Here is a 19,501-nt window from a genome sequence, read left to right as displayed (position 1 = left end):
GTCCGCCGGGCGGACCGGACGGCGAGGAGCGGCGGAATGAGCGAAGACAGCACAGGCAGCACGGACAGCGCCGGCGGCAAGGAAGGCGGCGAGGCCCGGGGCATGCGGACGGTCCAGCGGACCATCGACATCCTGGAGCTGTTCAACGAGCACCGCCCCGCGCTGTCCCTCCGCGAGATCGTCACCGCCAGCGGCCTGCCCAAGACCACCGTGCTGCGGATCCTTCAGACCCTGCGCCTCAACGGCCTGCTCTGGCTGGACGAACACGGCCGCTACACCGCGGGCCCCGCCTTCCTGCGCTGGGTCCGCATGGCCGACCAGGGCTGGCGGCTGCCCGCCCCCGCCCGCCGGGCGCTGCGCGAACTCGCCGCGGAGCACCGGGAGACGGTGCACCTGTACGTGCGGCGCGATGTGCACCGCATCTGCATCGCCCAGGAGGAGGGGCCGCAGGCGCTGCGCCATGTCGTGCAGGTCGGCGACGAACTGCCGCTGTGGGCGGGCGGCCCGTCCAAGGTGCTGCTGCTCGAGGCGGACGACACGCTGCTCGACCGGGTCGCCCGCCGCTCCCCGCACGGCCCGGCCCACGCCACGACGCTGCGCCGCTGGGTGGCCGAGACGCTGCGCAACGGGTACGCGGTCAGCCACGGCGAGCACGAGGAGGGGCTGTCGGCGGTGGCCGTCCCGGTACGGGCGCGGGGCGGCGAGGTGGTCGCGGCGCTGTCCTTCGGCGGCCCGTCGGCCCGCTTCACGGCGGAACGGCTGCCGCGCTTCGTCAACTCCCTGACGGTGGCGGCCCGCACGGTCAGCGGCAGCGGGGGGTTCGGCGGCCTGCGCGCGTAGGGCCGCCTGCGCGCGTAGGGCCGCCTGCGCGCGTAGGGCCGTCTACGCCCGCAGCTCCTCCGCCGCGTCCGCCACCCGCGCGATGAGCCGCAGCAGCGTCTCCCGCTCCTCCTCTTCCAGCGGCGCGAGGAAGACCCGGTTCATCCGCGCCGTACGCGTGACCAGCTTGCGGTGGACACGTACGCCCTCCTCCGTCAGCTTGAGCACATTGCGGCGCCCGTCGCGCGGGTCGCGGACCCGCTCGAGCAGCCCCCGCCGGGCGAGCCGGGCCACGACGTCGGCGATGGTGGAGCGGTCGAGGTGGACGTGTTCGCTGAGGGTGCGCTGGTCGATGTCCGGCTTCTCGACGAGCGCGTTGAGCACCGCGAACTGCGGCGAGGTCGTCTCCTCCGAGACCATCGCGCCCCACAGCAGGGAGTGCGCCTGCTGGAGCCGGCGGGCCAGATGCCCGGGGTGAGTGCTCAGATCGACCGCGCCCATACCCCCGCCGCCCTCTTCCCTCGCATTTCATTCGTACACTGAACAATTCTGCCCTGCGGAAGCACACCTGTCGAGTGCAACCTTTTCTTCCTCAGCTCTATTGACTGAGCCCCCGGGTCGATGACAGCGTTCCGGGCAGACAAAAATAATCAGCACACTGAGCATCTGGCCCCCGGAGTGACGATGGCCGACATTCGTAGCCTGCACGACGCCGTGGCGGACCTTGTCCACGAGGGGGACACCCTCGCGATGGAGGGCTTCACCCACCTGATCCCGTACGCCGCCGCGCACGAGATCATCCGTCAGGGCATCACCGACCTCACCCTCGCCCGGATGACCCCCGACGTCATCTACGACCAGCTGATCGGCGCCGGACTGGTGCGCAAGCTGATCTTCTCCTGGGGCGGCAACCCCGGCGTCGGCTCGCTGCACCGCTTCCGCGACGCCGTGGAGAACGGCTGGCCGCGCCCCCTGGAGCTGGACGAGCACAGCCACGCGGGCATGGCCAACCGCTATGTGGCGGGCGCGTCCAAGCTGCCGTTCGCCGTGTTGCGCGGCTACCGGGGAAGCGACATCCCGTCCCGTACGGAGACGGTCGCCACCGTCGTCTGCCCCTTCACCGGCGAGGAGCTGGCCGCCGTCGCGGCCCTGAACCCGGACGTCACCGTCATCCACGCGCAGCAGGCCGACCGGCACGGCAACGTCCAGCTGTGGGGCCTGACCGGCGTGCAGAAGGAGGCGGCGCTCGCCGCCGACCGGGTCCTGGTGACCGTGGAGGAGATCGTCGACACGCTGGAGCCGCGGCCGGGCGGGGTCGTCCTGCCGACCTGGGTCATCGACGCGGTGGCCCACGTCCCCGGCGGCGCCCACCCCTCGTACGCCTCCGGCTACTCCGTCCGGGACAACGCCTTCTACCAGGCCTGGGACCCGATCGCCCGCGACCGCGAGGCGTTCACGCAATGGATCGAGGAGCACGTGCGCAACGAACAGGGCGCGAAGGCTGCCGTCCGATGACCGACCACACCACAAGCGCCGGCTTCACCCGCGACGAGCTGATGGAGGTCAACGCCGCCCGCGCGCTCGCCGGCGCCAGGACCTGCTTCGTCGGCATCGGGCTGCCCAGCACCGCCGCCAACCTCGCCCGCGCCACGGTCAATCCGGACCTCGTCCTCATCTACGAGTCGGGGACGATCGGCTCCAAGCCGACCCGGCTGCCGCTGTCCATCGGCGACGGCGAGCTCGCGGAGACCGCGGACGCCGTGGTGCCGGTGCCGGAGATGTTCAACTACTGGCTCCAGGGCGGCCGGATCGACGTCGGCTTCCTGGGCGCCGCGCAGGTCGACCGCTACGCCAACATCAACACCACGGTCGTGAACCGCGGCCCGGACAAGCCGGAGGGGCGGCTGCCGGGCGCCGGGGGCGCCCCCGAGATCGCCTCGAACTGCGGCAAGGTGCTGATGGTGCTGCGCCACTCCACCCGGAACTTCGTCCCGAAGCTCGACTTCGTGACCACCCTCGGCCATGGCGCCGGCCCCGGCGACCGCAAGAAGCTGGGCATGCCCGGCGCGGGCCCGGTCGCCGTCATCACCGACCTCGGCGTGCTGCGGCCCGACCCGGCGACCGCGGAGCTGATGCTGACCGAGTTGCACCCGGGGGTATCTGTCGAGCAGGTACGGGCCGCCACGGGCTGGGAGCTGCGGGTGAGCGACGAGCTCGGCGCGACCGAGCCGCCGACGCCTCAGGAGCTGGCAGCCCTGCGCGCCCTCAAGAACGCGGGAAAGTCCGCCGGAAAGGACGCTTGATCCAGATGAGCAACGGCACCCTGCGCGAGGTCTACATCGTCGACGCCGTCCGCACGCCCGTCGGCAAGTACGGCGGCGCGTTCGCGGGCGTGCGCCCCGACGACCTGGCCGCCCATGTCGTACGCGCCCTCCTCGCCCGCACCCCCGACCTCGACCCGGCCCGCATCGACGACGTCTACTTCGGCAACGCCAACGGCGCGGGCGAGGACAACCGCGATGTGGCCCGGATGGCCGTCCTGCTGGCGGGGCTGCCTGTCACCGTGCCCGGCGCCACCGTCAACCGGCTGTGCGCCTCCGGCCTGGAGGCCGTACTCCAGGCCGCCCGCGCCATCGCCGTCGGCGACGCGCACATCGCGCTGGCCGGGGGCGTGGAGTCGATGAGCCGCGCCCCCTGGGTGCTGCCCAAGCCGGAGCGGGCCTTCCCGGCCGGGCATCAGCAGCTCTACTCCACCACCCTCGGCTGGCGCATGACCAACCCCGACATGCCGCCCGAGTGGACCGTCGCCCTCGGCGAGGGCGCCGAGCTGATCGCCGACAAGCACGGCATCGGCCGCGCCGCGCAGGACGCGTATGCGCTGGCCAGCCATGAGAAGGCGGTGCGGGCGTGGCAGGAAGGGGCGTACGACGCGGAGGTCGTGCCGTACGAGGGCGTGGACCTGCCCCGGGACGAAACCATCCGCGACAACACCTCTGTCGAATCGCTCGCCAAGCTGAAGCCCGCCTTCCGCAAGGACGGCGGCACGGTCACGGCCGGCAACTCCTCCCCGCTGAACGACGGCGCGGCCGCGCTGCTGCTCGTCGACGAGGAGGGGCTGCGGGCCACCGGGCGCGAGCCGCTGGCCCGTATCGGCGCGTCCGCCGTCACCGGCATCGAGCCCCAGTACTTCGGCCTCGGGCCGGTCGAGGCCGTGCACCGCGCGCTCGCCAAGGCCGGCCGCACCTTCGCCGACCTGACCACCCTGGAGCTCAACGAGGCCTTCGCCGCCCAGGTGCTGGGCTGCCTCGCCGAGTGGCCGGACCTGGACCCCGCCCTCGTCAACCCGCGCGGCGGAGCCATCGCCATCGGCCACCCCCTCGGCGCCTCCGGCGCCCGGCTCGCCGGGACCGTGGCCCACCAGCTCGCGGCGGCGGGCTCCGGGGTGGGCCTGGCCACCCTGTGCATCGGCGTCGGGCAGGGCCTCGCCCTCGTACTCGAAAGGTAACCGTGACTCAGATGTCTCTCACCCAGGCCGACATCGACGGCGAACTCGCCACGATCCGCGAGGAGTACGACAAGGCCCGCGCCAACGGCGCGCCCGCCGCCCACCACCCGCCGCGCGACTTCCCGCCCTACCGCAGCAGCGTGCTGCGCCACCCCTCGCAGCCGCTCGTCGCCGTCGAGGGCGACCCGGAGACCGTCGAGCTGCACACGCCCGTCTTCGGCCACACCGACATCACCGCGACCGACAGCGACCTCACCGTCCAGCACCAGGGCGAACCGCTCGGCGAGCGCATCACCGTCTCCGGGCGGCTCCTCGACAGCCGGGGCCGCCCGGTGCGCGGACAGCTGATCGAGCTGTGGCAGGCCAACGCCTCGGGCCGCTACGCGCATCTGCGCGACCAGCACCCCGCCCCGCTCGACCCCAACTTCACCGGCGTCGGGCGCACCCTCACCGGCGACGACGGCGGCTACACCTTCACCACGATCAAGCCGGGCGCCTATCCGTGGCGCAACCACGTCAACGCGTGGCGGCCCGCGCACCTCCACTTCTCCCTCTTCGGGTCGGCGTTCACCCAGCGCCTGGTCACCCAGATGTACTTCCCCGGCGACCCGCTCTTCGCCTACGACCCGATCCTTCAGTCGGTCACCGACGAGCGGGCGCGGCAGCGGCTGATCGCGACGTACGACCACGCGCTCTCCCAGCCCGAATGGTCACTCGGCTACCGCTGGGACATCGTCCTCGACGGGCCGTCCGCCACCTGGATCGAAGAAGGCCGCTGATGCCCGCTCGACAGCCCTTGTCCCCCGCCCCTACCCCTTCGCACACGGTCGGCCCCTTCTACGGCTACGCGCTGCCCTTCCCTGGGGGCGGCGACCTGGCCCCGACGGGGCACGCGGACGCCATCACCCTGCACGGATACGTCTACGACGGCGCGGGCGCCCCCGTACCCGACGCCCTGATCGAGCTGTGGCAGGCGGGCCCGGACGGCTCCCTGTCCGGCGCCCCCGGCTCGATGCGGCGCGACCCGGTGACCGGCGGCCACGCGGGCCGCAACGGTGTGGACTTCACCGGCTTCGGCCGGGTCCCCACGGACGCCGACGGCCACTGGACCGCGCGCACCCTCCCCCCGGGCGCCCCCTCCCCGGCCCCCTACATCAGCGTCTGCGTCCACGCCCGCGGGCTGCTGCACCACCTCTTCACCCGCGTCTACCTCCCCGAGAACGCCGCCGCGGGCGCCGCCGACCCGCTCCTCGCCGCGCTGCCCCCGGCCCGCCGCGAGACCCTGGTGGCGACGGCCGGGCCCCACCCCGGGACGTACCGGTTCGACATCCGCCTTCAGGGCGAGGGGGAGACGGTCTTCCTTGAGTTCCGCTGACTCCCATGCGGCCGCTTCCGCCGGCGACAGCGGGCTGCTGTCGCCGGTGCGGGTCGGGTCGGCCGTCGAGGAGGCCACCGGGGACACGGCGTTTCTCCAGGCCATGCTGGACGCGGAGGCCGCGCTCACCCGGGCCCAGGCCGCGCTCGGGCACGCGCCCGCCGCGGCCGCCGGGGCGGTGGCGGACGCGGCGCGCGCCGAGCTGTACGACGCGCGGGAGCTCGCCGTGCGCGCCCGCGCCGGCGGCAACCCGGTCATCCCGCTGGTCGCCGAGTTGACGGCGGCGGTGGCCCGTAAGGACCGGGGGGCGGCCGCGTACGTTCACCGGGGCGCGACCAGCCAGGACATCCTGGACACCGCCGCGATGCTGGTCGCCGCCCGCGCGCTGCCGCTGATCCTGGCCGACCTCGGGCGTACCGCCACGGCTCTCGGCCGGCTCGCGGCCGAGCACCGCGACACCCCCATGCCCGCCCGCACCCTGACCCAGCACGCCGTGCCCACCACCTTCGGCCTGAAGGCGGCGGGCTGGCGCGCCCTGACCCTGGACGCCCACACCCGCCTCGCCGCGCTGCGCCCGCCCGCCCAACTGGGCGGCGCGGCGGGTACGTTGGCGGCCTTCGCCGCGCTGTCGGAGGGCCCCGGGGTGCCCGGGGTGCCGAACCCGACCGGCGGCGGCGCGGAGCGCGCACCCGCGCCCGACCGGGCGCGGCCTCCCGGCGTGCGGCCGGCGCAGGGTTCGGGCACCGACCGCCGCGACGACGCCACGGCTGGGGCAGCCGACAGGGCAGCGCCACCCCGTACCGCCCCGCCCGTTACCACCGCTCCGGGCACCGAGGCCGACGGCCGGAGGCCCGGCGAGGTCAGCGGCCGGACACCCGATGCCCCGAACGCGCCAAGCCCGACCGCCGAGTCCGCAGCGGGCCCGACGCCCGGGATGGGCCCACTCGCCGCGGCCGGCGCGACCGAGTCGGGCGACGACCTCGGCGTGCGGCTCGTGGCCCGGTTCGCCACCGAGGTGGGGCTCGCCGAGCCCGCGCTGCCGTGGCACACGCTGCGTACCCCCGTGGCCGACCTCGGGACGGCTCTCGCCTTCGCCGTCGGGGCGTTGGGCAAGGTCGCGGCGGATGTCCTGGTGCTCTCGCGGACGGAGATCGGGGAGGTCGCCGAGGGCAGCGGGGGCGGCTCCTCGGCGATGCCGCACAAGAGCAATCCCGTCCGCGCCACGCTCATCGCCGCCGCCGCGCGGCAGGCGCCCGCGCTCGCCGCGACCCTCCTCGGCTCGCTCGCTGCCGAGGACGAGCGGCCCGCCGGGGCCTGGCACGCCGAGTGGCAGCCGCTGCGCGAGCTGCTGCGGCTGGCGGGCGGGGCCGCGCGGGAGGCCGCCGAACTGGCGGAGGGCCTGCGGGTGTTCCCGCGCCGGATGGGCGAACACCTCGCGCTCACCGACGGCCTCATCGTCAGCGAGCGGATCGCCGCCGCGCTCGCGCCCCTCGTCGGCCGCTCGCGCGCGAAGGAGCTGCTGTCGGCGGCGTCCCGGCGGGCGAGGGAGGAGGGCGTCGGGTTGGCGGCGGCACTCGCGGAGGTACCGGAGCTCGCGGGCGCGCTCCCCGCGGCGCGGCTGCGGGAGCTGACGGACCCGGCCCGCTACACCGGCTCCGCCGCCTCGCTCGTCGACCGCGCGCTGCTCCGCGCAAGCCCCGACGATGCGGGTTCCCCGCGCCCCGGCGACACGTAACCCCCAGGGGGTGTGCGGCGGCGCGTTTCCTCCCCCCGCCCCTTCCCGCGGTGTCGCTCTGCGGCCCCGCCGCGTGGGGGGGCTTTGCCCCTGCACCCCGGGGTCTGCGGCGGAGCCCCAGTTGAGGGAAGGGGCGAGGAGGGGAACAGCACCGAGGCGCGGCTCCGCCCCCAACCGCCGGACACGACCCGGCCCCTACTCCCCCTCATCCTCACTCTCACCCGCCCGGAGCGCCGACCATGACCACCGACCTCCCGCACCACCTCCTCGACGGCCCCGCCACCGCCCCACCCCTCATCCTCGGCCCGTCCGTCGGCACCTCCCTCGCCGTGTGGGAGCCCCAGCTGCCCGCCCTCGCCCGCGCGCACCGCGTGCTGCGCTGGGACCTGCCGGGGCACGGCCGCTCCCCCGCCGGGCTGCTGCCCTCCGACGGGAGCGCCACCGTCGGCGACCTCGCCGCCCTCGTGCTGCGGCTCGCCGACGCGCAGGGGTGGGGGCGGTTCGCGTACGCGGGGATCTCGATCGGCGGGGCGGTCGGGCTGCATCTGGCGGCGCACCACCCGGAGCGGGTCGAGTCGCTCGCCGTGGTCTGCTCCTCGGCCCGCTTCGGCGACCCCTCGGCCTGGCGCGAGCGGGCCGCGCTCGTACGGGCCGAGGGGACGGAGGCGATGGTCGCGAGCCGTCCGGGCACCTGGTTCTCGCACCGCTTCGCCGACTCGCCCCGCGCCGTCGCGCTGCTGGCGGACCTGCGGGCCTGTGACCGCGCGGGGTACGCCGCCTGCTGCGATGCCCTCGCCTCGTACGACCTGCGCTCCGCGCTGCCGTCCGTCACGGGCGTGCCCACGCTCGTCGTCGCGGGCCGCGACGACCCCGCCACCCCGCCCGCGCACGCCCGCGAGATCGCGGACGCGGTGCCGGGGGCGAGTCTGCTGGAGGTGGCGGGGGCGGCGCATCTGGCCGGGGTGGAGCGGCCGGAGCCGGTCACGGCCGCGCTGCTCACGCACTTCGCCAAGGGTACGGACACCACCGACGACGTCTCCCGCCACGCCGCCGGAACGGCCGTCCGCCGCGCCGTCCTCGGTGACGCCCACGTCGACCGCGCGATCGCCCGGACGACCCCCTTCACCGCCCGGTTCCAGGACTTCATCACCCGCTACGCCTGGGGCGAGATCTGGACCGGCGACGCCCTGGACCGCCGCACCCGCAGCTGCATCACCCTCACCGCGCTCATCGCCCACGGCCACGACGCGGAGCTGGCCATGCACATTCGGGCCGCCCTCACCAATGGCCTCACCCGCGAGGAGATCGGCGAGGTGCTGCTCCAGAGCGCGGTCTACTGCGGCGTCCCGGCGGCGAACTCCGCGTTCGCCACCGCCCAGCGGGTGTTCGACGAGATGGACCGCGACAACGCCGCCGCCGGCCCCGACGGCCCGTCAAACGTCAACCAGAGCAGCTGACATACCCCCGCAACAGCGCTGTCGTAATACGCCCCCATGGTTGATCACTGGGTCGTACCGTGGTTGGTTGGCACGATCCGGTCACAGGGAGCGACGGCGAGGGGGCCGCAGTATGTCCAACGACCTTAAGTCCATCAGCCGCAGACGTCTGCTCGGCGCCGGCGGGAGCTTCGCCCTCACGGGCGCGCTGGCCACCGCGTGCGGCTCCAACACCGGCCGGGATTCCAAGGATTCGGACGGCAAGCCGGTCATCGAACAGTGGTACCACCAGTACGGCGAGGACGGCACCGAGCGTGCGGTGAAGCGGTACGCCGCCGCGTACGGCAAGACCGGCAAGGCCAAGGTCGAGGTGCAGTGGCGGCCGGGGAACTACGACCAGCAGACGGCCGCCGCGCTGCTCACCGACTCCGGCCCGGATGTCTTCGAGGCCAACGGCCCGACGCTGGACCAGATCCAGGGCGGCCAGGTGGAGGATCTGACGGACCTCCTCGACGGCGTCAAGGACGACTTCAACCAGGCGGTCCTCGCGCCCAAGACGTACGACGGCAGGATCTGGGGCATTCCGCAGGTCGTCGACATGCAGCTGCTCTACTACCGCAAGAGCCTCCTGAAGGACGCCGGCGTGGAGCCGCCCCAGACGCTCGACGCGCTGGTCGACGCGGCGAAGGCGCTCACGGACAAGAAGACCAAGGGGCTGTTCCTGGGCAACGACGGCGGCGCTGGGGTGCTCGGCGGCACCCCGCTCCAGGCCGCCGGGCTCCGGCTGGTCACCGACGACGGCGAGGTCGGCTTCGACGACCCGGCCGCCGCCCGCGCGCTGGAGAAGATCCACCGGCTGTACGCGGACAAGTCGCTGCTGCTCGGCGCGCCCTCCGACTGGTCGGATCCGTCGGCCTTCATCCAGGGGCTCACGGCCATGCAGTGGTCGGGCCTGTGGGCGCTGCCGCAGGTCAAGAAGGAGCTGGGCGAGGACTTCGGGGTGCTGCCGTTCCCGAAGGACGGGTCGGCGGGACAGCCGTCGGTGCCGGTCGGGGCGTATGGCGCGGCGGTCAGCTCCAAGACGAAGCACAAGGAGGAGGCGAAGGCCTTCGTGAAGTGGCTGTGGGTGGACGAGGCGGAGTACCAGGAGGACTTCGCGCTGTCGTACGGCTTCCACATCCCGGCCCGGATCTCGCTCGCCAAGAAGGCGGACAAGCTGCGCGAGGGCGCGGCGGGGGACGCCGTGCGCTACGCCACCGACCACGGCTTCGCCGAGCCGCTGCTGTGGACCCCGGCGAGCCGGACCGCCTACCAGGACGCGCTCAGCCGGATCATCAAGGACGGCGCGAGCGCGGACCAGGAGCTGCGCGGCGTGGTGCGCAAGGTGGGCGTGGAGCTGCGGCGTGTGAAGAAGAAGAGCTGACGCCCGCGATGGCGCAGGACACGCTTTCGCACCCGCTTGAGGACAAGCGGCCCGCGCCCGGTACGTCGCGCACGACACTGCGGCGCAGGCTGCTGGGCAAGCAGAACCGTACGCTCTGGTTCTGGATCTTCGTCGGCCCGTTCGCGATCGGGCTCGGGCTGTTCACCTACGTACCGCTGGCGTGGAGCGTCTACCTCAGCTTCTTCGACGCGCACAACACGGTCTCGCCCACCGACTTCGTCGGCCTGGACAACTACACGGCGATGCTGCGGGACGACGCCTTCACCGACAGCCTCCTCACGTTCCTGGTGTTCACGGCCTTCATCGTCCCGGCCACCTTCGTCCTGTCGCTCTCGCTCGCGCTGATGGTCAACAGGGTGCGCTGGGCGCAGGCGTTCTTCCGGTCGGTGTTCTTCCTCCCCGTGGCCTGCTCCTATGTCGTGGCGGCGCTGATCTGGAAGATGTCGATCTTCAACGGGGTGCGGTTCGGGCTGGCCAACACGGTGCTGGGCTGGTTCGGCGCGGATCAGATCGCCTGGCTGTCGACGACCGATCCGCCCTGGTACTGGCTGGTCATCGTGACGGTACGGCTGTGGCTCCAGGCGGGTTTCTACATGGTGCTGTTCCTGGCCGGGCTCCAGCGCATCCCGCGCCATCTGTACGAGGCGGCGGCCGTGGACGGGGCGCGGCCGGGGTGGCAGGTGTTCCGGTACATCACCCTTCCGCAGCTGCGGGCGACGTCGATCGCGGTGACGCTGCTGCTGGTCATCAACGCGTTCCAGGCGTTCGACGAGTTCTACAACCTGCTCTCGGACTCGCGCGGCTATCCGCCGTATGCCCGCCCGCCGCTGGTGTACCTGTACTACACGGCGCTGGGGCAGGGGCAGAACCTGGGGCTTGGCAGCGCGGGCGCGGTGATCCTGGCGCTGATCATCGCGGTGGTGACGGTGGCCCAGGCCCGCTGGTTCCGGCTCGGCCGGAAGGAGGACTGACGGTGACACGCGACCCCCTCGTCCGCGAACCTCTCGTCCGCGTCGGGCGCGCGCTGCGGCTCGTGCTGCTGATCGCGCTCGCGCTGCTCTTCCTCATCCCCTTCTATCTGCTGGTGCGCAACGGGCTGTCGAGCGAGGCGGACATCACCTCCGCGGAGTGGACGTTCTTCCCGAGCGAGCTGCGCTGGTCCAACATCGGCGAGCTGTTCGACGACTCGAATGTGCCGATGGCGCACGCGCTGCTCAACTCCTCGCTGATCGCGGTGGCGACGACGCTGGGCACCCTGCTGCTGGCCTCGCTCGCGGGGTACGGCCTCGCCCGGATCCCGTACCGCTACGCGAACGTGGTCTTCTACTGGATCCTGGGCACCCTCATGGTCCCGGCCGCCGTCACCTTCGTGCCGACCTTCGTCCTGGTGTCCTCGCTGGGCTGGGTGTCCACACTGCGCGGGCTGGTGGTGCCGACGCTGTTCAGCGCGTTCGCGGCGTTCGTCTTCCGCCAGTACTTCCTCGGGTTCCCCCGGGAGCTGGAGGACGCGGCGCGGGTGGACGGGCTCGGCTACTGGCGTACGTACTGGCGGGTCGTGGTGCCCAACTCGCGGCCGGTGTTCGCGGCGGTCGGCACGATCGTCTTCATCGGCGCCTGGAATGCGTTCCTGTGGCCGCTGGTCATCGGCCAGGACCGGGAGGCGTGGACCGTCCAGGTCGCGCTGTCGACGTTCACCACCGCGCAGACGGTCAACATCCACGAGCTGTTCGTCGCGGCCGCCGTCTCGATCCTGCCGCTGCTGGTGGTCTTCCTCTTCCTCCAGCGCTACATCGTGGCGGGGGTCGAGCGCTCGGGCATCGACGACTGAGCGGGGGCAGCGGGGGCGCCGCCGCGCAGCAGGGCGGCGCCCAGCGGGGTCAGGGTGTGCAGCACGGCGCTCCCCTGGCGCAGGGTGAGCAGCAGGCCGGCGTCGCGCAGCACGCTGGCGTGCTGGCTGGCGGAGGCGATCGACACGCCCACGCGGCGGGCGAGTTCGCTGGTGGTGCAGCCGCCGCCGACGCCCTGGAGCACGGCCGACCGGGTCTGTCCGACGAGCTTGCTGAGCGACTGGGCGGCGCCGGGGCCCTGGGCGGGGGCCGGCACGGGACGGGGGGCGGCGACGGGGCGGGCCGGGGGGCTGGGCGGTACGGCGCCGGGGGCGTGTTCCACCGGGTAGACCAGCACGGGTCTGAGGTGGGGGTCGTACAGCGTGACCGGGGTTCTTCGACAGAAAAAGGACGGCTGGAGCAGCAGCCCGCGCCCGCCGAGCTCCAGGTCGCGGTCGACCGGGTAGTCGACCTCCAGGACCGGGGGCCGCCAGCGCATCGTGGGCGGCAGCGAGGCCAGCAGCCCGTCGGCTCCCCCGTCCAGCAGGGCGCGGCCCCGCACGGCGCGGTCGGCCTCGATCCGGGCCTGTAACCGCGGCCAGTAGGGAGCGATGGCGGCCCGGTGGTAGGAGGCCAGTGCGGTGGTCAGGCGGTCCAGGGAGCGCGGCTCGCCCTGGCCGAGATCGCGTATCCAGCCGGGGAGCCGGGCCGCCGGGAGGCGGGAGATCTCGGTGTGCAGCCGGGCCTGCGGGGTGGCGCGCAGCGCCTCCATGCCGTCGCCATAGCCGATTCCGCCCTCGGCGGGGGTCAGGAAGTCGGGGAAATAGCCGCGCGAGGGAATGAGGGGGGCGAGCAACCGCGCCTCGCCGTTCAGCCTATTTCGCGCCAGTGAACGCCATTCCCCGTATACGGTCGCGGCGCGGTGCTCCCGCAGCCGGTGGAAACTCAAAACCGTTTCCCACAGCGCGTCCGGGCGGATCGCCATCCGCAGCCGCGCCAGATCGAGCTCGCCGAAATACACACGCAGCACTGGACCCCCACCGAGTGACACCCGTGATCGCCCCCGACCACGGTTGAGTATGCACGGTGACACCGTCAGTGACCACGCCCTTTTGGCCAGACTTGAAACGGGGCGCGGCGGGCCGGGCGCGGCGGGAATGCTGTTCCTCGTTGCAAAGCGCGCCGCCGGGAAAGGCCCCCGGCGGGCGTCCGCAATTCAACAGGCGGTGCCCAGGTCCGGATTGCTCGTCCCCGTGGGGGGTGACGAGTGCGTTACGGCCGTCTGGGCACTTCTGTTGCCGCTTGAGCCGATGCGAGCGGCAACGGCTCCCGTGGGGGGAGTGAGAGGGGCGGCGCCCGGCCAGGTGCCGCCCCCTCGCCCGCGGCTGATCAGCCGACGTGCGACAGCACGCCGAGCGTGCGGACCGGGTCATCGGCGCCGAACTGGATGACGGCCTCGCCGTTCGGGCCCTTGAAACGCTGTTGCTGCACCTGGATCTCCAGGGGCGCGTTGCACGCGGCGCGGTTGCCGGACATCGGGTCGGCGTCGAAGAAGGCGAACCAGCCGTCGCCATCCGTTCGGTTGAGCGTCAGACGGTAACCGCAGGTGGCGGAGCCGTTCTCACCGTCGACATCGGCGGTGAGCGTACCCACCTCTTCGCCGACTCGGCCCGCGTTGAGCTCAAGCTGGTTGCCGTAGCCGTTCGCCGAGTCGCTCCAGCGGCCGACGAGGGGGTCGGCGAGGGCAGCGGGTTTGCCGTCGTCCTGAAGGGCCTTCCAGACGCCGAAGGCCAATACGGCGAGCAGCGCGCAGGCTCCCACGGCCACCCACGGGCCTTGCTTCGGCTTGTCCGTGGTCTTCGGCTCCGACTTCGGCTTCGGCTTCGGCTGGACGGTCACCGTCACTGTGGCGGCGTTCGGGCCGGAGGCCGGTGCGGGGTCCACGAGGGTGGGCGAGCGGGGCCGCGGGGGCGGCCCGGGGTCCTCCGGGCCGGACTCCAGCTGGAGCAGTTCGACAGCCCGGCGACCGATGTCGTCGGCCACAGCCGCGGGCAGCCAGCGGGAGGAATCCAGTGATGCGCCCGCACCCTGCCCGCCGGCCAAGGCCCGCACGACTTCCGGCAGTGTCGGCCGGGCGGCAGGATTCTTGGCCAGACAGGCGGAGACCAGCTCCTTCACGGCATCCGGTGCAACGCCGTCGAGCCGCGGCTCGGCGTGAGCGACCCGATAGAGCAATTGGGCGGCGCTCTCACCGGGGAAGGGCTGCCGGCCGCTGGCCGCGTAGGCGAGCACGGTTCCGAGTGAGAAGACGTCCGTCGCAGGGCCGACGGCCGCTTCGCCGGTGACCTGCTCGGGAGCCATGAAGCCGGGCGAGCCGACAGCCACGCCGGTCGAGGTGAGCCGGGTGGCCGACTCGGCGGCGCGGGCGATGCCGAAGTCGATCAAGTGCGGGCCGTCGAGCGCGAGGAGCACATTGGACGGCTTGACATCCCGATGCACCAGCCCTTGTGCGTGCACGGCGCCCAGCGCCTCGGCCAGCCCGATGCCCAGCGCGCGTACGGTGCGTTCGGGCAGTGGGCCGTGCTCCTCCACCATGTGCGCCAGGTCGCTGCCCGCCACGTAGCCGGTCGCCACCCACGGCACCTCGGCCTCCGGATCGGCGGTGAGCACGGGGGCGGTGCGGTGGTGACCCGCTTCCCCACTCACCAGCCGCGCCGCCGCCACCTCGCTCGCGAACCGCGCCCGGAACCGCTCATCCGCCGCCAGATGCCGGTGCACCACCTTCACCGCAACGAGCCGCCCACCCCGGCTCCGCCCCAGATACACCCGCCCCATACCGCCGTGCCCGAGCACCCCCAGCAACCGGTACGACCCCACCTCGGCCGGGTCGTCCGCGCCCAACGACCCCAGTGCCCTCATTCCCGCACCCCCGAATATGCGACGAATTCAGCGTGACGCGTCTGCGTCAATCAGCCTACCGTCGGCGCGAGTTGCCGGGCGGCGGCCCGCGAGGGGGTGCTGAGCGGAAAGAGAGGGCGGCACCTCCACACAGGTGCCGCGCTCATCCCCGTGAAGATCATCATGGCCGACGATCCGACCCCAACCACCAGCGCCCGCGCTCGCCACGTGCTTCTCGTCAGCCTGCGTCCCATCGCCCTCGCCGCAGCCAGCGGCGCCATCGAAGCACTCACCACGTGGCTTCTCGATCGCTGACCACACACCCACAAGAACGCCGTTCAGGTCAGCGCCGTGATAGCGCTCGCCCGAACGGCGTTGCGGCTGGACTGGGCCGAGGAAACGCAACGGCCCCCACCGGAATGGGGGCCGATCGACCGTACCTGCGGAACCGGCCGCGGGTACCCAGGAGAGGGGGCGGCAGCTGCGCGCCAACTCCCACTCGCCCTGGCCTCCGGGCAACAGGCGAAAGGGCGCGTATGCGTGTCCAGCGAGGCCCTAAGGCTGCTCGCCCAAGGCGGCACGGAGCCAGTCAAGAGAGCCCTGGTTCAGCAGTTCGTCGGCGAGGCGCTTCCCCGTTTCGGTCACCAATCGGCCGCGGCTGTTGTCGACCCACCGCTGAGCGTTCGCGTACCCCTGCGCCATGTACTCCAGTCCCTGCAGAAGGCATTCGAGCTTGTCCGCGTCCCGAGCGCACACCGCCTCGGGCGACTCCTTGGCCTCGTATTCGCTCACCCATTCCCGCACGGCGGATGCCAGAACTTCGGGCATGTCGGCGGTCTGGTCGGCGGTCACCTCCTGAGGGTCGGCGCTGGATGAGTACTTCTTGCCGAGGTAGTTCACGTCCCCGGTACGTGTCTCCTGTGAGTCGTGCCAGACAGCCAGGAAAGCGGCCCGCCCGGGGTCCGCGCCCTCGAGCCGGGCGATGATCGAGGCGATCAGCGACGTGCGCCACGCATGCTCGGCGACGCTTTCAGGATCACGTACACCGGCCATCCACCAGCCGGTTCGCCGGGCCTGCTTCAGGGTGCCCGCCTCGAACAGGAAGCGAGCCACCGCGTGCAGATGGTCAGCCACTGTCCATCTCCTCTCGCGCCTCGGCGAGGCGGATCGCGTATCGGATGCGAGGGGGCATTCGTCATGTCAAGAGAACGCGACGGCCGCCACCGAAATGTGGGCCGATCAGCAGCACCCGCACAGCCGGCCGCGGGTACCGTTCTGAGTGTCGAGGTCAGAACGGAGTTCACCATGCCACAGAGCATTGAGGAACACACCGGCGCACGGATCGCCCGCACCCGCCGCGAGCGCAACCTGACCCAACAAGGTCTGGCCATGCGCGCCAACGTCTCGAAGTCCCTGCTGTCCAAGGTCGAGTGCGGCCAACGGCCCGCCTCGCCATCACTCGTCGCGGCCTGCGCACGCGCGCTCAGCGTGACCACCTCGGACCTTCTCGGCCAGCCCTACACGCAGGAGCTCCGGCGCGAGCGGCTCGACGAGGTCATACAGCCCATCCGAGTCAGCATGGAGAACTGGGACATCCCCCTCGATTGGCAGGTGCCGGCCCGCCCGGTCGCGCTCATCCGCACCGACATGGAGAAGGTCTTGGTACAGCGGCGGCAAGCTGAGTACCTACCGATGGCCGCCGACCTCCCAGCGCTCATCGACGAATGCGTACAGGCCATCCACACCACCGGCGGCGAGGAGCAGCGGCAAGCCCACGAATGCCTGGCGTGGGTGTTCCGGTGCGTCTTCACGCTGGCCTGGTCCTTCGGATACGTGGACCTCGCCACCGTTGCCCTGCAACGCCTGAACTGGGCGGCACCTCGCGCCGACGAACCAGGCCTTGCCGCCATGTACGGCTACCTGCGTGCCCAGACCACTCTTTCCTCCAGCCGATACGACCTGGGCATGCACGTCGTGGACAGCACTCTCCGGGACCTGGAAGGTCAAGATTCACGGAGTACGCACGGCCTGGCCGCGATGGCTGGTGTCCTTCAACTGCGGGCGGCCGTGATCGCCGGCCGAATGAAGGACCCCGATCAGGTCGAGGCACGCCTGTCCGAGGCCCGCGGACTGGCACAGCGGACCGGCGAGACCGCCGCCTACGGCGTGGGATGGGGGCCGGCGAATGTCGGCGTCCACGCAGTCGCCATCGCCTGCGACTTGGACGAGTACGGCCAGGCTGTCCGACTAGCTGACGACGTGCGGTTCCCCAAGCGCTGGGACCGGTCTCGGGCAGGGCATCACTGGCTGGACCTCGGCAGGGCCAACGTGTGGACCGGGGATTCGACGCAGGCACTCGGATGCCTGCAGAAGGCGCGCCGGACGGCCCCGCAGCAGACGCGGTATCACCCCACGACCCGCGAGGCGGTCATCGCTCTGCGATCGCGTGAGCGGTCGCGCAGCAGCGAGCTTGCCGAGTACGCGAACTGGATCGGCCTGTAACACGGGCAATCGACGTCAGGTTGCACAGTTCAGTGCAACCTGACGTCCTGCTGGGTCGGCACGCTGTGACGGTCAGAACACCGTCCGTACATGGAGTCGACCATGACGACCAGAGCCCTGAAGTGGACACCGCCGAGCGGATACGACGTCAAGCTCGTGCCGACAGGTACATGGTGGGACGCCGTCAGAGCGTCCGCGACGGTTGGCGAGCACGCGCTCAAACTCCTCGGCGACGAGTCCGGCGCCGTCATCCAGGATCGGTATGGCCCCCTGTACTGGCTGGTGGCCCCCGGAGCCGCGGACGGCTGGGACGTACGGGAGGTGCAGGTGCTCGGCGCCTCGACCGCCGAGGCCAGCTATGTCGGAGTGCCGCCCGCGCACTGGACGAGCGGCCCGGGGACGCGCTGGAGGATCCCTGTGGGCCCCGACTGCTACCTCACCGAAGCCGAGTTGCTGCATGGGGCGCCGGCCCTGGCCGCCCTCGATGAGCTCGGCCCCGTCGAGGGGGTCGGCCGATGACATCTCAGATCTGTGCGAGCTGCGACAAGCCGACGAGCATGCCGGTCGTCGTCGCGATCGAGCACAGCGCGAGCGCCGGCGGCCGCCCCATCTACGCCTGCCCCGAGCACGCCTCTCGCTTCCCGCAACAGCGCGACCCGCTCGCCGAACTCGCCTCCCTGCGCCGCGCCCGACAACTGGGCAGTGCCTGATGACCGCCCGAATGACTCCGTACTGCCGCCTCGCGAACCGAGACTCCCGGTACGCCGAGGTGCACGAGTGGTGCCGTGTCCCCGCGATCCTCCCTCGTGAGCGCTGCGGATGCCCCTGCCACGACACCCTCGCAGTGAACCGCCGGCACCAGCCTGAGCGGGCCGCTGGCGAACACCGTTGGGTAAGCCTCGGGGACCTGATCGGCGGACCGTCCGATGCTGTCCCTGCGGCAACCGCGCTCGATCTCGAGGCCCAGCAGCCCCTGCGCTGAGACTTGGCGGCCAGGGCCGAGATGGCCGGGTGGGAAATTCGCGAGGCCGGATTCGCCCCGGAGGGACCGTTCCCCGGTACCGCGCATACCCCCTTGGCCGAGCCGGTGCACCGCGTGCGGTGAGCCCCGCCGTCCGCCTCCCTATCGCCCCGCGGAGGTGGGCGGCCTGCTTCATCCCCCGCCTCGGCGGCACCGCGAGAGGCGCGGACAACCGATCGGGCGAATCCCATTCACCACCTTGGAGGCTCCGTGAGCGACTACAGCGAGTACCAGGACAAGGCGAGCGGCAACACAAAGGGGAAGCACAGTAAGGGCAACAACGCCGGGAAACACCGCACATCCGCCCCGGGAGGTGACATGGGGATGGCGGGAGGGTCGAGTGGATGCATGGTCGCGGCGCCCTTACCGCTCGCTACTCTCGCGGCCATGATGCTGGTAGCCCTCACCTGGATGCGGAAGCGGTAGGCGATGAAGATTCGGACTGTAGGGATGTGCCGGCGTCCGGAGTGTGCGGGCGCTGAGCCGCACGAGGATGACGAGGGCACCCGCTTCTTCGGCGTGCCCGCGTGGATGATCTGCCTGGCCGTGTGCGCCGCGATGCCGATAGCGCTGCTCGCCTACACGTACACCAGTCGCTGACCCGATCAGCAAATGAGGGGGCGGCACCTCCGCACAGGTGCCGCCCCCTTTGCGAGCCGGAGTCAGTGCCGGGGTTGAGGGAGGGAGCTGACGCCGTCCTTGTCGATGGTCTCGGATCGGCGCCCTGGGCGCAGCGATCAGCGCGAGCAGGGACGCAAACCTCGACCCTGAGCTACGGGATCTGGCCGGAAGCGCTGCCGAAAACGCTGCCGGACAGCTGTCCGAGGAGCGCAGACGGAACAAGGAGCGCTCCCAACGCACCACAAGCCACCCGCCCCGGCCGGTGAGGACGGTAGGCCGGGGCGGGCAGAAGGTGCACGACGGCGCAGGGAAGGCCCTC

At 72.1% G+C, this 19,501-nt stretch carries 20 protein-coding genes; 16 read left to right on the top strand and 4 right to left on the bottom strand.

Features of this window, described 5'->3' with window-relative positions; translation table 11 throughout:
* The first annotated feature begins 36 nt into the window (after window positions 1-36).
* On the top strand, window positions 37-840 hold the full coding sequence (locus tag ABTY62_RS08385; protein WP_352128608.1) for an IclR family transcriptional regulator: 804 nt from the start codon (window positions 37-39) through the stop codon (window positions 838-840).
* 42 nt (window positions 841-882) lie between these two features.
* Here ABTY62_RS08385 and ABTY62_RS08380 read toward each other — a convergent pair whose 3' ends face one another.
* Entirely contained in the window at window positions 883-1,320 is a 438-nt protein-coding gene (locus ABTY62_RS08380) for a MarR family winged helix-turn-helix transcriptional regulator (RefSeq protein WP_352128607.1), read from the bottom strand.
* Between the two features lie 183 nt (window positions 1,321-1,503).
* Here ABTY62_RS08380 and ABTY62_RS08375 point away from each other — a divergent pair, with 183 nt between their 5' ends.
* From ABTY62_RS08375 to ABTY62_RS08330, 10 genes are all read left to right on the top strand, one after another.
* On the top strand, window positions 1,504-2,334 hold the full coding sequence (locus ABTY62_RS08375; RefSeq protein WP_352128605.1) for a CoA transferase subunit A: 831 nt from the start codon (window positions 1,504-1,506) through the stop codon (window positions 2,332-2,334).
* On the top strand, window positions 2,331-3,122 hold the full coding sequence (locus tag ABTY62_RS08370; protein WP_352128604.1) for a CoA-transferase subunit beta: 792 nt from the start codon (window positions 2,331-2,333) through the stop codon (window positions 3,120-3,122). Before ABTY62_RS08375 ends, ABTY62_RS08370 begins: the two co-directional genes overlap by 4 nt.
* A 5-nt stretch (window positions 3,123-3,127) precedes the next feature.
* Window positions 3,128-4,324, top strand: coding sequence for a thiolase family protein (locus ABTY62_RS08365; protein ID WP_352128603.1), 1,197 nt, complete (start codon window positions 3,128-3,130; stop codon window positions 4,322-4,324).
* 11 nt (window positions 4,325-4,335) lie between these two features.
* Window positions 4,336-5,103 (top strand): protocatechuate 3,4-dioxygenase subunit beta, encoded by a 768-nt coding sequence (gene pcaH / locus ABTY62_RS08360; RefSeq protein WP_352128602.1) that lies wholly within the window; start codon window positions 4,336-4,338, stop codon window positions 5,101-5,103.
* Window positions 5,103-5,699 carry a protocatechuate 3,4-dioxygenase subunit alpha gene (gene pcaG / locus ABTY62_RS08355; RefSeq protein ID WP_352128601.1) on the top strand — a complete coding sequence of 199 codons (597 nt, stop codon included), beginning with the start codon at window positions 5,103-5,105 and terminating at the stop codon, window positions 5,697-5,699. Before pcaH ends, pcaG begins: the two co-directional genes overlap by 1 nt.
* Window positions 5,686-7,434 (top strand): lyase family protein, encoded by a 1,749-nt coding sequence (locus tag ABTY62_RS08350; RefSeq protein ID WP_352128600.1) that lies wholly within the window; start codon window positions 5,686-5,688, stop codon window positions 7,432-7,434. Before pcaG ends, ABTY62_RS08350 begins: the two co-directional genes overlap by 14 nt.
* Before the next feature lie 239 nt (window positions 7,435-7,673).
* Window positions 7,674-8,891, top strand: a complete 1,218-nt coding sequence (gene pcaDC, locus ABTY62_RS08345; RefSeq protein ID WP_352128599.1) for a bifunctional 3-oxoadipate enol-lactonase/4-carboxymuconolactone decarboxylase PcaDC — start codon at window positions 7,674-7,676, stop codon at window positions 8,889-8,891.
* Between the two features lie 112 nt (window positions 8,892-9,003).
* Complete coding sequence (locus ABTY62_RS08340; protein WP_352128598.1) at window positions 9,004-10,293, top strand: ABC transporter substrate-binding protein; 1,290 nt, start codon at window positions 9,004-9,006, stop codon at window positions 10,291-10,293.
* Window positions 10,294-10,301: 8 nt separating this feature from the next.
* Window positions 10,302-11,285, top strand: a complete 984-nt coding sequence (locus tag ABTY62_RS08335) for a carbohydrate ABC transporter permease (RefSeq protein WP_352128597.1) — start codon at window positions 10,302-10,304, stop codon at window positions 11,283-11,285.
* Window positions 11,286-11,287: 2 nt separating this feature from the next.
* Entirely contained in the window at window positions 11,288-12,142 is an 855-nt protein-coding gene (locus ABTY62_RS08330) for a carbohydrate ABC transporter permease (protein ID WP_502997422.1), read from the top strand.
* Here the strand turns inward: ABTY62_RS08330 and ABTY62_RS08325 are convergent.
* Window positions 12,100-13,170 (bottom strand): ArsR/SmtB family transcription factor, encoded by a 1,071-nt coding sequence (locus ABTY62_RS08325; RefSeq protein WP_352128596.1) that lies wholly within the window; start codon window positions 13,168-13,170, stop codon window positions 12,100-12,102. The genes ABTY62_RS08330 and ABTY62_RS08325 overlap by 43 nt on opposite strands.
* Window positions 13,171-13,529: 359 nt before the next feature.
* Window positions 13,530-15,059 (bottom strand): serine/threonine-protein kinase, encoded by a 1,530-nt coding sequence (locus ABTY62_RS08320; RefSeq protein ID WP_502997421.1) that lies wholly within the window; start codon window positions 15,057-15,059, stop codon window positions 13,530-13,532.
* A gap of 150 nt (window positions 15,060-15,209) precedes the next feature.
* On the opposite strand from ABTY62_RS08320, the gene ABTY62_RS08315 reads away from it, so the two are divergent.
* Window positions 15,210-15,353, top strand: a complete 144-nt coding sequence (locus tag ABTY62_RS08315) for a hypothetical protein (RefSeq protein WP_352128595.1) — start codon at window positions 15,210-15,212, stop codon at window positions 15,351-15,353.
* 240 nt (window positions 15,354-15,593) lie between these two features.
* On the opposite strand, the gene ABTY62_RS08310 is transcribed toward ABTY62_RS08315, so the two are convergent.
* Entirely contained in the window at window positions 15,594-16,172 is a 579-nt protein-coding gene (locus ABTY62_RS08310; RefSeq protein WP_352128594.1) for an HD domain-containing protein, read from the bottom strand.
* Between the two features lie 171 nt (window positions 16,173-16,343).
* On the opposite strand from ABTY62_RS08310, the gene ABTY62_RS08305 reads away from it, so the two are divergent.
* From ABTY62_RS08305 to ABTY62_RS08290, 4 genes are all read left to right on the top strand, one after another.
* Window positions 16,344-17,540 (top strand): helix-turn-helix domain-containing protein, encoded by a 1,197-nt coding sequence (locus ABTY62_RS08305; protein WP_352128593.1) that lies wholly within the window; start codon window positions 16,344-16,346, stop codon window positions 17,538-17,540.
* A gap of 102 nt (window positions 17,541-17,642) precedes the next feature.
* Window positions 17,643-18,059 (top strand): hypothetical protein, encoded by a 417-nt coding sequence (locus ABTY62_RS08300; protein WP_352128592.1) that lies wholly within the window; start codon window positions 17,643-17,645, stop codon window positions 18,057-18,059.
* Window positions 18,056-18,250, top strand: coding sequence for a hypothetical protein (locus tag ABTY62_RS08295; protein ID WP_352128591.1), 195 nt, complete (start codon window positions 18,056-18,058; stop codon window positions 18,248-18,250). The genes ABTY62_RS08300 and ABTY62_RS08295 overlap by 4 nt, the downstream gene beginning before the upstream one ends.
* Before the next feature lie 740 nt (window positions 18,251-18,990).
* Window positions 18,991-19,161 (top strand): hypothetical protein, encoded by a 171-nt coding sequence (locus ABTY62_RS08290; RefSeq protein WP_352128590.1) that lies wholly within the window; start codon window positions 18,991-18,993, stop codon window positions 19,159-19,161.
* The last annotated feature ends 340 nt before the right edge of the window (window positions 19,162-19,501 follow it).

The organism is Streptomyces sp. NPDC097640 (assembly GCF_040302705.1).
GTDB lineage: Bacteria > Actinomycetota > Actinomycetes > Streptomycetales > Streptomycetaceae > Streptomyces.
Note: the sequence above shows the minus strand (reverse complement) of the source record. Positions and strands in the feature narration are given on the sequence as shown.